Annotated in this window: 12 protein-coding genes and 1 pseudogene; 5 read left to right on the top strand and 8 right to left on the bottom strand. The window is 45.2% G+C overall.

Features of this window, described 5'->3' with window-relative positions; translation table 11 throughout:
* Positions 1-534, top strand: a complete 534-nt coding sequence (locus tag LC065_RS07225) for a phosphatase PAP2 family protein (protein ID WP_226592665.1) — start codon at positions 1-3, stop codon at positions 532-534.
* Between the two features lie 17 nt (positions 535-551).
* Here the strand turns inward: LC065_RS07225 and LC065_RS07220 are convergent, their stop codons facing one another.
* A complete protein-coding gene (locus tag LC065_RS07220; protein WP_089652036.1) occupies positions 552-881 on the bottom strand; it encodes a helix-turn-helix domain-containing protein in 330 nt (109 codons plus the stop codon).
* Between the two features lie 882 nt (positions 882-1,763).
* Here LC065_RS07220 and LC065_RS07215 point away from each other — a divergent pair.
* Positions 1,764-2,486: a CBS domain-containing protein gene (locus LC065_RS07215; protein ID WP_226592667.1), complete on the top strand. Its 723-nt coding sequence runs from the start codon at positions 1,764-1,766 to the stop codon at positions 2,484-2,486.
* A 90-nt stretch (positions 2,487-2,576) separates the two neighbouring features.
* Entirely contained in the window at positions 2,577-2,924 is a 348-nt protein-coding gene (locus LC065_RS07210) for a PilZ domain-containing protein (protein WP_306163852.1), read from the top strand.
* Between the two features lie 171 nt (positions 2,925-3,095).
* On the opposite strand, the pseudogene LC065_RS07205 reads toward LC065_RS07210, so the two are convergent.
* The 3 genes and pseudogenes from LC065_RS07205 to LC065_RS07195 all read right to left on the bottom strand — a co-directional run bounded on the left by LC065_RS07205 (position 3,096) and on the right by LC065_RS07195 (position 8,496).
* Positions 3,096-6,177 (bottom strand): annotated as a pseudogene (locus LC065_RS07205) (efflux RND transporter permease subunit).
* Positions 6,177-7,511 carry an efflux RND transporter periplasmic adaptor subunit gene (locus LC065_RS07200; RefSeq protein ID WP_226592673.1) on the bottom strand — a complete coding sequence of 445 codons (1,335 nt, stop codon included), beginning with the start codon at positions 7,509-7,511 and terminating at the stop codon, positions 6,177-6,179. Before LC065_RS07200 ends, LC065_RS07205 begins: the two are co-directional and overlap by 1 nt.
* Before the next feature lie 364 nt (positions 7,512-7,875).
* A complete protein-coding gene (locus LC065_RS07195; protein WP_226592674.1) occupies positions 7,876-8,496 on the bottom strand; it encodes a hypothetical protein in 621 nt (206 codons plus the stop codon).
* 210 nt (positions 8,497-8,706) lie between these two features.
* Between LC065_RS07195 and LC065_RS07190 the strand changes: the two genes are divergently transcribed.
* Positions 8,707-8,886: a YjfB family protein gene (locus LC065_RS07190; protein WP_226592677.1), complete on the top strand. Its 180-nt coding sequence runs from the start codon at positions 8,707-8,709 to the stop codon at positions 8,884-8,886.
* Between the two features lie 237 nt (positions 8,887-9,123).
* Here LC065_RS07190 and LC065_RS07185 read toward each other — a convergent pair whose 3' ends face one another.
* Positions 9,124-9,420: a hypothetical protein gene (locus LC065_RS07185; RefSeq protein WP_226592679.1), complete on the bottom strand. Its 297-nt coding sequence runs from the start codon at positions 9,418-9,420 to the stop codon at positions 9,124-9,126.
* A 695-nt stretch (positions 9,421-10,115) separates the two neighbouring features.
* A complete protein-coding gene (gene fabZ / locus LC065_RS07180; protein WP_306163851.1) occupies positions 10,116-10,538 on the bottom strand; it encodes a 3-hydroxyacyl-ACP dehydratase FabZ in 423 nt (140 codons plus the stop codon).
* Between the two features lie 145 nt (positions 10,539-10,683).
* Between fabZ and LC065_RS07175 the strand changes: the two genes are divergently transcribed.
* Positions 10,684-10,830 (top strand): lmo0937 family membrane protein, encoded by a 147-nt coding sequence (locus LC065_RS07175; RefSeq protein WP_226592682.1) that lies wholly within the window; start codon positions 10,684-10,686, stop codon positions 10,828-10,830.
* Positions 10,831-10,874: 44 nt separating this feature from the next.
* On the opposite strand, the gene LC065_RS07170 is transcribed toward LC065_RS07175, so the two are convergent.
* Positions 10,875-11,969, bottom strand: a complete 1,095-nt coding sequence (locus LC065_RS07170) for a class I SAM-dependent methyltransferase (RefSeq protein ID WP_226592684.1) — start codon at positions 11,967-11,969, stop codon at positions 10,875-10,877.
* On the bottom strand, positions 11,966-13,297 hold the full coding sequence (locus LC065_RS07165; RefSeq protein ID WP_226592686.1) for an FAD-dependent oxidoreductase: 1,332 nt from the start codon (positions 13,295-13,297) through the stop codon (positions 11,966-11,968). The genes LC065_RS07170 and LC065_RS07165 overlap by 4 nt, the downstream gene beginning before the upstream one ends.
* Positions 13,298-13,462 lie beyond the last annotated feature (165 nt).

The following is a 13,462-nucleotide window of genomic DNA, read 5'->3' as shown; positions in this document are numbered from 1 at the left end:
ATGGACAACGCACTTGTATTATGGATGTATGATTTTTCTGAAGCCGAATGGGTGGATGCACTCATGGCCTTCTTTTCAGCATGGGGATACAAAGCAATGATTGCCTTATTCTTAATGTTGGTTCTCTCTAAAAAGACGCGGAAGCTCGGAATCACCGCCATAGCGGCATCTGCGATGGGATTATTCATTAGCAGATCCATTCGCTGGATTGCGCCGAGAGAAAGACCTTTCGTAGCCCTTGAAGAGGTCACGCCACTAATTGAAAAAGAACCAAGTGCTTCTTTCCCCAGTGAACAAGCATTATTTGTCGGCATTTTTATCGCCTTGGTGTGGATGATCGGAAGTAGATTTAGATGGATCGCGGTTCTTCTTGGATTGACTATCCTTGTTTCAAGAGTATATCTTGGTCATCATTATGTTTCAGATGTGCTGATCGGGGCTGGTTTAGGTGGGTTTCTTTTCGTGATCATCTACAAATTATCCAACACCCGTCAGAGTTCACCATTGGAAAAAGAGAAAAGCCTGACCTCTTAAAAAAAGAGTCAGGCTTTTTATTTATTCTGGTGGATTCTCCATTTATTAAACTCCAGATATTCACGGAATTGTTCTTTAGAGATCCCTGAATTCATCGCTTCTTGAACCAAATTCATCCAATCCTTATCCAGCGTTTCATCCTGAGGTTCATTTTCTCCGTGGAGTAAAAAGTTGATCGAAACGTCTAGTTCCTGAGATATTTTAGTCAAGAACTGAATGGATGGGTTGGTCTGGATATTTCGCTCAATCGAACTCAAGTAAGATTTCGCGACGCCCGCCCTTTCGGCCAATTCAGATAGCGACATATGTCGGTCTTTACGAATTTTTTGAATGCGCTCACCGATCATGATCTCACCTTCTTTCCTGTTGATATGAGTATAGCACAGATTGAACAACCGTTCTATTTAAAGCACGAAAAATCAATACGGAGTCCTATGTATGCTATCTTTTCTACCATATGTATACTTCGTATTCCCTATCTTTTATTATCGTACGATCATACAAATTATTTAGTGAAAGTTTTACTTTAACGAACGTTTTTTTAGCTTTTGTTCAAGTGCAGGGGAGGAATGTGGAAGACTTAGCTTCGTGATGTCTGGGGGTTCGTTGCCCGGCGTGAGCGCCAAGGGTGGCTGGGAAGCTACTCGCTTTCCTGTGGGGGAGTGGCGAGCTTCCTCGGGCTAACGCCCTGTGGGATATCGCCTATCTCCTTTCTCCCACGGGAGTCTCGCAGCTTCCCAACCACCCCATTTGATGTAGGGGAAAAACGAACCTCTTCAATGTGGGATGGTGCTTTCCACTATCGTGTTTTAAGTATAAAGCGCTTTTTACCAGGCTTTTCGCATGCAGAATAGCGTCCTTGGGAGTTGATTCTCCTCCAATATCCATGTGCATAACAACAGCTTATTCCGTAAGTGGTTTCGAGATACTTATATGACAAAGGGCGGAGGGGAATGGCGAGACTCCTGCGGGAAAAAAGTGCATGGTGAGACCCCACAGGACGAAGTCCGAGGAGGCTCACCGCGCTCCCGCGGAAAGCGAGCTATTCCCCGCAGCCCCACCTACTCAACTAAAGTCTCGAAACTGATCGTCCCATAATCGGGAGGTATAGTTCAATAAACCTTTTGGTAATTCGCAGGTCAAATTTAGGTTAAAATGAATCACTTTTGTGCAGGATTCACACACTAACTGTAAAAACGAGTGAGATTTCATAGGAAAAGGTGAACAAAATGAATGACATTGTGGAGCAGTTTGAAATTACATTCAACCAGATCCATCAACATTTAAAAGAACTGAATGGCTTCCCGAAAAATGATAATTTCGTGGAGCTCCTTCAGCGATCCAAACTGAAGCATAGCGTCATCCGTATCCATTTTGATCAGTTGAAGCAGTATGCAAAACTCAGAAATGCCATCGTCCATGAACGGATCAGCGGAGATTATTTTATCGCCACCCCTCATGAAGATGTCGTAATGGCATTGAAACGGATTAAACGAACGCTTGATCAACCGCCAGAAGCCCTGGAGTTCGCCACTCGTCCTGTCCTCTTTTTCAAAGAAGATACATCGCTCAGTCACATTATGGAGGCATTCGACCAACACGGGATCTCTCAATTCCCTATCTATACAAAAGACCGTGCTTTCTCGGGGTTACTTACCAATGACGGCATTGTCCGCTGGTTATCTCAAAATCATACAGATGAACGAATCGTCCTCGAGAATATTTGCGCTGTCGACGTCCTCCCTGTTGAAAAGGATCGTAGTGTAGAATTTTTAAAAGCGGGTGCTACTGTATTTGACTTAGAAGAGCGATTTGAGAGAAGTTTAAATGAAAATCGGAAACTGAAAGCCGTCATTTTGACTGAAACGGGAAGTCCCGATGACTTGCCGATGGGAATTGTGACTACGTGGGATTTGATTAAAGTGGACAGACGTGAAAGTGAGGAAGATTAATTCTTTCGAAGTTCAAAGGCTTAATGATTGAACGTTCACCCTTGAGAAGATATGATTAAACCATCCTAGTTAAGGAAGAGGGATGTAAGCATGAATGAACGCAGACATGAACCCTTCCGGTACCCATTCCAAACACCTCTCCCAGGTTTTTTCAACAAGAAGTTCAGCAGCCATGTGTCAGGTCCTATGGAAGTGAAAGACATCAGTATGAACGGATTACGCTTTTCCTGTAATTCACAACCTGGATTGTCTATGAAAGATGAGTTGTTTCTCACCTTCATTTATGAAAATAAGACTTTTACAGCTGAAGGGCGACTCATTTGGATGAAAACGGAAGAGCAGCAAATGACGTGTGGTGTACACGTTTTTGAATTTCCAGATCAATTAAAAGAGATCATTGAAAGTCTCGGGGATTCCCTGGGAGTCCGTTCAAAGTGATCCAATGGAAACGAAGTCTCCGTAATGGAGGCTTTTTTAGTTGTCCGCACTAATTCGGTTCCCTTTGTTATGGTGCCATGGTTCGAGTGCCTGGTATCACGTGTATTTGTAAAAAAATGGTGTACCAGGTCATCCAATATTTGGATGACCTGGTACACCAAAAAATGTAAGTTATTCTTTTTGGGCTCTTTTTTGGAAGAAGCCGGTGATTTTGTGTTGGATAGGTCGTCAAAGTATGTGTAGACGACAGGGATAAGTACAAGCGTGAAAAAGCTCGATACGGTCAGGCCGAAGATGATGGTGACCGCCAGAGGTTGCTGCGCTTCAGCGCCTCGTCCAATTCCAATCGCTAATGGGACCATGCCGAGCACTGTCGTCAGGGTGGTCATCAGGATGGGACGAAGACGGTTTGGTCCTGCCTCTAAGATGGCTTCATAACGATCGTACGATTTTCGTCTAAGAATGTTGATGTAGTCGACCAATACGATGGCGTTGTTGACCACAATCCCTGCCAACATAATGATCCCAACAAAGGCCGGCAAGCTGAATGGCAGACCAGTTACAAATAAACCACCTGAAATTCCGATAATGGTTGCCGGTAACGAGAACATGATGATAAATGGGAACAAGAAGTTCTCAAATTGAATCGCCATGACGGCATAGACAAGGAAAATGGAGAAAATCAAGGCAAGAGACAAATCGCCAAAAGCCTCCTGCATATCCTCCGCCTGTCCACCTATGGTGTACGAGTAGCCGTCAGGAAAATTCAGACGCTCAAGCTCCGCCCGCACTTCTTCTGTTGCCGTCCCCAAATCAATATCGGATATCTCCGCTTCCACATTCACTTGCGGCTGTTGATTTTGACGAAGAAGAGACACTGGTCCCTGAACTTGGTTCAACTCCGCTATGGTAGCGAGTGGAATAAGGGTACCATTCGGTGCCTGCACCGACATGCCTTCTAAATCTGCAATCGTCTGACGCTCGTCTTCCGGAAGGATAAAGCGGACATCAATTTCATCCGTTCCGTTCCGGTAACGTGTCGCGATTTGACCATTAAAGCCGAGCTGTACCTGGCTGATGACTTGTTGTTCGGTCAGGCCATACTGGGAGGCTTTATCCTGATCCACTTCAATCTGCATTTCAGGACGTCCTTCATCCGTCGATGACGTAGCATTTTGCACCCCATCGATCTCATTCATCAAGTAAGCGACTTGACCAGCAAGCTCGTCCAAAACTTCATATTCTCCACCGTTAATTTGTACTTGCAATGGTGCGCCCGTTCCGAGACCTGCATCCAACTCACTCACTTCTATTTCAGCACCTGGGATGCCCGCGAGGGAATCACTCAATTCTTCCATGACGGTTTGAGTCGTTTTTTCCCCGTTGCGAAGGTTCGACAAGCTGAATAGTATAGGAAGCAAAGTCAGACGATCCGTTTCCTATGCTTCCCATTGAACCTCCACCAATGGAAAGGTAGCTGACATCTATGATTTCGCTATAGTTTTCAATTTCGGCGTCAATTTCTTCTGTGAGGGATTCCGTTTCCTCCAACGATGTCCCTTCAGGCATGTTCACTCGAACTTCCACCTGTCCTTGATCGGAAGGGGGGATGAACTCTGTTCCAATCAAAGGAATGAGAGCTACACTCCCCGCAATGAGAGCGAAGGTAATGGCAATGGTTGTTTTCCTGAATTTCAATACCCACCTTAACATCGAGCGGTAGCCATCATTCACTTTTTCTAAAAAGCGGTTAAACCAGTACCGGCGTCCTTCTTCTTTCAAAGATTTTGTTAACAACTTCGAAGACAGCATCGGAATTAATGTGACAGAAACCGCTAAGGACGCAATGAGCGCAAACATGATCGTCAACGCAAGCGGTGTGAACAATTCAGATGCGATGCCTTCTACAAATATGATCGGTAGAAAAACGACGAGTGTCGTTGTCGCAGAGGCTACAACAGCAGGGGCAAGCTCTGAAGCCCCCTGTTTAGCCGCTTCGACCATCGAATATCCCTGTTGGCGGTAGCTGACGATGTTTTCGAGAATGACGATGGAGCTGTCGACCATCATCCCTATTCCGAGAGCAAGTCCCCCCATCGTAAGGACGTTCAATGTTTCACCGGTGAAATACATTAAAGTAAATGTCGATATGATGGCAATCGGTATCGACAACCCGATGACGAGCGTCGCTCGTATACTTTTCAAAAACAGAAGCAGGATCAAGACGGAAAATATACCGCCGAGGATGATGTTCAATACGACGCTGTTGATTGATATTTTAATAAACTCTGATGTATCTAAAACAATGCTTGTGCCAACACCTTCGGGGAGGTCGGCTTCCAGCTCACCCATCGCCTCCCTGACATTATCAGCGGTTTCAACAGTGTTCGCATCCGTCTTCTTCAAGATGGAAAGTACGACGGAAGACGAACCGTTCACCTTGCTGATGGTGTTTGAATGGGTAAGCGTTTCGTTCACCTCAGCAATTTGACCAAGCGTCACCTAGGGCCCCAGTAGGAGATTGAATCCTTGTTTCTCTCACATCTTCCACAGAACTGAATTCCCCATCAATCCGGATTTGCAGATCCTTCTGTCCTTTCCCAATGGTTCCTGCTGACGCTGACTGGTTAGCTGCATTAAGCGCCTGAATCAACGTTTGAGAATCCAAGCCGTATGTAGCCATCTGAGCGCGATCGACGAGGACTTGTACTTCTTTTGTCTGTCCGCCTTCAATGCTGACCGAGGCGACCCCTTCCTGTCGTTCAAGAAAAGGAACCAGTCTGTTTTCTGCTATTTTTTGAAGCTCATCTGGCGTGTCTCCGGACAAGCCGACCGTCATGATCGGCAGTTGTTGCGGATCGAAACGGAGGACATTTGGGTCTGAAGCACCTTCTGGTAAAAGTCCTGTCACCTGATCGACGTTTTCCCTCACTTGTAGGAGGGTACTATCCAAATTAACCCCTGTATTGAACTGCATAAGAACGAGCGAAGCCCCAGCCTGAGATTGTGACTGGAGCACCTCGAGTCCTTCAATACTACTGACGGAAGATTCCACTGGTCTGCTGACGAGTTTTTCGACCTCTTGAGGTGCTGCTCCTTCATAGGATGTCGATACAACTGCGATTGGCAAATCAATCTCCGGATACAAATCAATGGTCAAACTTCTCAATGATACAAACCCGAGGCCAAGTATTGCAGCAACAATCATAATAACTCCGACAGGTCTTTTGACGGAAAGGTTCACAAGCTTCATCAGGAATCCTCCTCCATGATGGTGACTTGATCCCCGTCTGACAGGGTCAGCTGTCCTGTCGTAATGACCGTCGCATCTTCAGGAAGGTTTCCGGACACCGCTGTGAAGTCGGACTGAGATTCTAAAACTGAAACGAGAACCTGGACGGCTTTTTCATCCACCACTTGATAGACGAATGATTCATCATTCTGTTCAACAAGACTATCAGTTGGGACAATGAGCGTATCTTCTACAACGTTTTCAGGAAGTAAGAAAGTTGCCATCATCCCTGGTTTAATCTTTTCGTCGCCATTATTCACAGCAGCTTCGACTGGATAGAGTCCTGTATCATCTGGAACAGAAGAGACATAATTGACGGTTGAGGTGACCTGTTCTTCCAGGGAAGGAAGGTCGACGGTCAGTTCCGCTCCTTTTTCAAAAAGGGAAAGTTGATCGGCAGTGACCGAAGCCGTTATCGTCATGGGATCCAGGCTGACGATGGTGGCAAGTGGCTGTTGATTGCTTACCATATCCCCTTCCCTTGCATTCAATGTCGACACTTCGCCGGAAGTAGGAGCAGTAATGGCTTCATTCTCTGCTTGCTCCTGAGCTTGGTTCAACTGCACATTGGCTTGTTCTACCTGAAGCTCCGCCTGCTCAACGGCTACTTGAGCCTGCTCCAATTGTTGTTCCGCTTGATCGACTTGTGCCTCTGCTTGTGCTACTGCAGACGAAGACTGGGGCTTTTGCCCTTTTAACTGCTGGTATTGAGCATACGCTTGATCCGCGCGGTTCTTCGCTTGTTGGTAAAGCGCATCGGGAATCGTGCCTTCATCGGCCAATTTTTTCGTTTCATCAGCCAGTTGCTTGGCCTGTTCGTATTGTTGCTTCGCTGCTTCCGCTGCCTGAGCCGTTTGACTTGCTTCCGATTGCGAGGCTTGCTTGGCAAGGTCAACCTGCTCCTTCGCATTTCCTACACCTTCGGCCGCCTGCTCTTTTGATACTTGTGCATTTTCAAGCTGCGTTTGTGCTTGGCGGAGGGCGATTTGCTGTAATTCCACCTGATTATCCACATTGCCTCCTGGACGAACGACGGCTACGGTTTCTCCTTTTTCTACTCTGTCCCCTTTAGCAACGTTCAAGGTCGCCAATTCACCAGGGGTTTCAGGCAGGACAGGTGAAGTATCAGCAGCGGTCGCACGGGCCACCAGTTTGCGCTCCACAACAAAATCCTCTTTTTTCACGGCCTCCACTTTGACCGGAGTGATCCGCTCCTCTATTTCTTCATTGGCTTCTTCCTGATTACAAGCGGTTACAAAGAAGAGCACCATGAACATGAAAATCAACCGTTTCATCTAAGACTTCCTCTCCATATCAGACTCTCGTAAATCTCCCGGACTTTTATCTATAACCTTCATTATTTTTCCCCTTCATCTTCAAGAGGATACCCTTTCAAACGCACTGACCATGTAGTCATAATTACGATTAATGTTACTAAATAGCGATTTGTAATGCAACTTGTAGTATTCCTACGAAAATGACAAAATTGTGACTTATTTTGGAAGTGATTCATTCTGATACTTGAACCCTCAATTGCCATTTTCCGGTACCAGGTATCAAAACTCTTCCTACTCTGAATCTGGTTCAAATAAGCTACCAAATAAATAATGGGCACAAAAAAAAGCTGAACCTCTTGGATCAGGTTCAGCTTTTTCTTTACTATTGAAGGTTGTTACCGAGTTGGGCGACGATCAAGTCCAACTTTTTGACTTTCGGGAGCTCATAGCCCGGAAAACGTTCATCAAAGTGCGCAAAAACAGGTTCCAGTGCTTCATCTTCCAGGAGTTCCTCATACGTTAGGAATGTATGTTGGTACTGTCCGATATAGCGCTTCATCTTTTTATCAAAACCCGATAAATGATACGTGGATGAGTAATCGAAGGCTTTGACAATATCACTATCGTAGGTTGGGAAACTCGGATTAATGGTATGCAGCATAGAAGCAGCTAATGGGAATTGCATCGTCGGGTTTCCTTTGTGATTTTTCACCTCGTAAAGACTTTTCGTAATGTGGACGATGTTAGGGCGTTCATATCCACGCTGTTCTTCCATGAGTTTGAAATAGTACGTCTCAAACTCCTTCGTCAGACTTGGATTGTCCAGGCGGAAGAAATGCCTAAAGATGAATTGATAGAGCGTATCGTCAGGCACATAAGTATCTTGAAAGACAGTATGAAGATAGAGATACACATCCAGTTTTTCCAGTGGAATTCGGTTCACCACTTTTTCATAGTCCTCCAAAATTAAATCTTTCAGGTCACTTGCCGTTCTGTATTTCATCAATAATCACCTCTATTCGCTTATTCCACACATGAGAAACCTGAAAACTCCTGATTGTAAAGTTTTTATGAATATTTCTACTTCCATTCTACATAAGATTCTAACGATTTCCAAAGGTTTTCAAAGATCCGGACTAAGATATCGTTTGTGCGGAATTTCGCTTATCGTTTATTAGGAACCAACCGATGGTATAAGAAAAGGAGGGATAAGGTGGACATCGCAGCACTATCCATGGCTATGAGTACGACAAGCCTGAAACAACAATCCAGTCTAGCCTTGATGGATAAAGTAAAAGGGGATGCAGAAGAAAAGGGGAACCAAATGGTCGAAATGCTTCAACAATCCGTTCCTCACCCTGATCTCGGCAACCGGATAGATTTGAGAGGATAAAAAGGGAGAGACAGTAGAGGTTTCTTACTGCCTCCTCTTCAAGGAGTGGTTTACATCGGACAACGCCTAGCTCTGAGCGGTTTCTCCTTATTTATGATTGGAATAGGGATCTACCTTCTCCAGCCCATAAATGTATTGAGTTTTTTCACTCCTGTGTTCACTATTGGAGGAGTATGTATGATAGCTATTTCCACTTTTCTTTCCATGAAAAAAAGCCGCTGAGAATGCGGCTTTTATTTATTCGTTATTATTTTCTTCGTCTGTTGTTGCACCGTCATCAGTCATGCCATCTTCACCGTTTTCACCGTCTGTCATATCATCTTGTTCTTTTTCTTTTTCTTCTTCATCCATATCGCCTTCTTCATCCATACCATCTTCTTCCATGTTGTCCTCTTCGTTGTTATTTTCTTCATCCATATTTTCTTCTTCTTCCATGTTGTTTTCTTCTTCTTGTGGCTCCTCTTCAGAAGCACAAGCACCTAGTAGGGATACGGCAAAAAACGCGACCAAAAGTTTCATTAGTAATGCTTTCATCGTTGTTTCCTCCTTTTTAATGAATTCCCAAACTATTATGTCCATATCCTGTAAGTTCATCCATATATACTAAATTTTTTCTATCTCTTTATTCCAGTAAATCTCCCGATTGCGGAAGACTCAGTTTCGAGATGCTTTCGGGGTTTCGTTTGTCATAATGAGATTTAGGGGTGGCTGGGAAGCTACTCGCTTTCCTGTGGGGGAGCGCCGAGCTTCCTCGGACTGCGTCCTGCGGGATCTCGCCTAACTCCTTCTCCCACGGGAGTCTCGCAGCTTCCCAACCACCCCATTCGATAGATGTGAGAAACGCCCCCCTTTACCAAGTTGGATTTTCTTCCACTACCGATTGTTAAAAGCATAAAACGCTCTGTATCAAGTTTTCAGGATTCTAATACCTGAGCATATGAGTTTTTTCCTTATACTCCCATCAAACTAAATAGCTGATTTTTCGGGAAGTGGTTTCGAGACACTGATATAGCAAAGGGGCGGAGGGGAATGGCGAGACTCCTGCGGGAAAAGAGTGCTAGGTGAGACCCCGCAAGGCGTCAGCCTGAGGAGGCTCATCGCGCTCCCGCGGAAAGCGAGCTATTCCCCGCAGCCCCCATCCACTCAACAACAGTCTCGAAACTGAGTCTTACACAATCCTGCCAAACCATAAAAAAAGAACGCAGCGGCGGCTGCGTTCTTTTTTATGGTTATTTCAGAGCAAACATGATTTCAGCTTCACATGCGACTTCTCCATCGACGGATGCTGTTGCTTTTCCTTTTCCTACAGGACCTTTCAAACGGACAATTTCAACTTCCAATTTCAAACGATCACCAGGCTTGACCTGACGCTTGAAACGGCATTTGTCGATTCCTGTGAAAAAGGCGAGCTTGCCCTGGTTTTCTTCTTTTTTCAGCATCGCTACCGCACCCATTTGGGCCATCGCTTCTGTGATGAGCACACCCGGCATTACAGGATAGTCAGGGAAGTGTCCCCGGAAGAAGGGTTCGTTCATTGTTACATTCTTGTATCCGACTGCACGCTCACCTTCTACAATCTCTTCTACTTGGTCAATCAGTAGAAATGGATAACGGTGTGGGATGATTTCTTTAATTTGTTGTATATCTAGCATGATCAGGCTCCTTTCCTATTCCATGATTTCATTATAAAAGAAGCACAAGCCAGGGACAAAGTTTTTTCTGATCGCTCGTTTTAAATAAGCTCTTTAGGGAAAATATACAAGTAAGTTCACCTATTACAAAGAGGAGGCCACTAAGATGCTTTGGACGATATTAATTATTATCCTCGTTCTATGGCTGCTAGGCTTACTTGGGGGTATCGCCGGAAACTTGATTCACATTTTGCTTGTGGTAGCCCTCGTCGTTCTCATCGTCAGACTAGTGCGAGGCCGTGGACGATTATAGCCAAACAAACGAAACCGCTATGGACAATTCCATAGCGGTTTTATTTATGAGCTGCGCGTCAGTTCATTTGTAGAGGTAGTACTGGTAGAAAGGGTTTGTTCACTACTTCCTGCTATTTGAGTATGCTTCATTTCCCTTACTGGACTCGTCGGGCTCAACCAGAACGTGTACCACGATCCTTCTTTAATGATCGGGTCAAGATCGAAAAGTTCATATTTGCAGTTTTGAGAGAGCTCTTTCAACTCTCCTTTGTTTGGCAATGCAAAAAGATTGGAGTGAGCGACAAAAAAGCTGTTAAATGCTGAAGAGAACGCTTCTCCGTGTTCCGTTTCATTGATTGGTGTAATGACTGATATCAGTCCTTGTTTCCTCACATAGGTGTGGAGATGGTTCAATAGACCCCTGCGGTCTTCCGGATGGATATAGTGGAAGATGTTATGCAGGAGAACAACATCCACCTTTTCGCCATCCCGAGGTTTCCACTCGTTAATGTCCCCTACTTCAAAGCTGATGTTCGGATAACCTTCAGATAAGGTACGCGCTTTTTCAATGACCTTCTGATTGATATCCACCCCGATCATTTCGAGGTGTGGATATTCCATAGCGAGCTTCCTTAAGTAACCCCCATGCCCACAACCTAGGTCTACAACAGAAGTCACTTTTTTATCTTTGATCATCCGCTTGATTTTCTTAATGGCAAAATGCTCAAGCAGGGCAGATGTTTCTGCTACCACTTCTCCATGGCGTTCATGATTGAATTCCGCACGTTCATGGGATTTCATGATGTCTGGATACTTCAACAATGTCGGCAGGTGTAATTCCATCATTTCTTTCAATAAGGCTTTGACGCCCGGTGACTGGTCATCTCCCATCAAGCTTGCGCATTTTCTCTTGGATGTTCGATAGCGGTTGTTCGGGCGTTTCTTCAAATGCTTGACCGCCACTCCCACCTTAACCCACGAGGCAAGCAGGTCATACGGATAGCCTGTTTTCTCACTGATTGCTTCAACCGTTCTTGCTGTCCTGAATTCATCAAAAAGACCAAGTTCTGAGCCCACGTAAGCGTGCCAGCTTGGCAGGAACGATTCATTCTTTTTCATCCATTTCCTTGCCTGCATCGCCGTTACCCATTCATTCATGATATCCTTCCTTTCTCGTTTCTTTTCCAAGGATAATCTTCTGATTCAGAAAAGAGATAGTGACGCTGTTTTTGATCTGATACCCTTTTTTGTCTTGGTGGAAGCATACTGCCTTGGACGGCTCTGTCCACCAAATTGAAATCCCATTTTCCAAGTCCTGAGATGTTCAGCATTTGTTTGACGTGAAGTTGGTCATCATCATAGATTCTCTGGACAGCTTTCATTCGGAACTTCCTCCACCATTCGTATTGAAACGAATACACAAGAGCGGATAAATGACTCAAGTTGAGTAAAAATTCTACACGGGGTCTGCGAACATCTTCGTAATAATGAAGGTAGTCCGTGTATCTTTTTCCCTCTTCCTTACACCAAGCCAGAAGTTCACCTAAAACATCAGCATCTTGTATGGCAAGATTCATCCCTTCTCCGGCCATAGGATGAACGGTATGCGCAGCGTCCCCTATGATGGCTAAGTTTCCTGAATAATAGCGATCGACATGATACGTAAACGGAATCATCAGTTGGACCGTTTTCCATTCTTCAATGGTCCGCACTCCTTCTGCAAGCTCAGGTTCAAGTTCACTGTAGGCTTGGTAGAGGGATTCCAACCCTTTTTCCTGAATTCTTTTATATTCTCCCGCTTTGATTAAAAACACGGTACGCACTTCGTTGTCAGGCAGAGGGAATAACCCTAGAAAACAGCTGGATGTCGTAATGATTTTCCCTTTTGTAAATGATTCCGGTCGGGGAATGGTCACAGTCAGAAAATGGTGATTGTAGTCTTTTCTTTTAACGTGGACATCCATCGCATCACGTGTAGGTGAGCTTCGTCCCTCTGCCCCTATGTACACTTGAGCCTGGACGTAGAATGTCTCCTTCTTCCGCTTCACTTTTGCCATCCCTTTTTCAAAGCCCATGAACCTTGCACCGGGGAGGTAATGAAAGAATTCATCGAACTCCTTCCCCTTATTCCTGAGGATCTCTTTTGTTTTTTCATGCGGCACCATCAAAGCGTGATCGTAGATGCTTGCCACGCGGCTGTAGCTCAGCTCAGTGAGGTTGATCTCTTCAGGGGTACTGCCACGGTTGCGATGAACTTCCTGAAATCGCAGCTGGTCGATGACATGCCCGTGCTCTTCCACTTCATCCAATACACCCAAACTTTCAAGAATAGCCAATGTCTTCGGTTGCAGAAGTTCACCTTTATAAACAGGAGATTCTCTTTTGAGCTGCTCTGCTATGACCACGTGGACACCACGGCTGGCCAGCTTCGCAGCAAGAGCAAGGCCTCCTACTCCACCGCCTGCAATGAATACCTCCGTCTTCATGATTAAGATCCCTCCCCGCTGCTTTGTCCTCTGTACGGATGTAATTCCCTAATCCATAGCTTGAAAACATTCAATGCGCCGCTTGACGTGTGCGGGCCGAACAAAAGTCGGTTCCAGGTAAGGGAAACACGGGAATGGTTCCAGATTCGTAAGAAGGTAACGGCC

Source organism: Halobacillus litoralis, assembly GCF_020524085.2.
GTDB classification, from domain to species: Bacteria; Bacillota; Bacilli; order Bacillales; family Halobacillaceae; genus Halobacillus; species Halobacillus litoralis_E.
The sequence above is the reverse complement of the archived record's forward strand: the minus strand, read 5'-3'. Positions and strand labels throughout refer to the sequence as shown.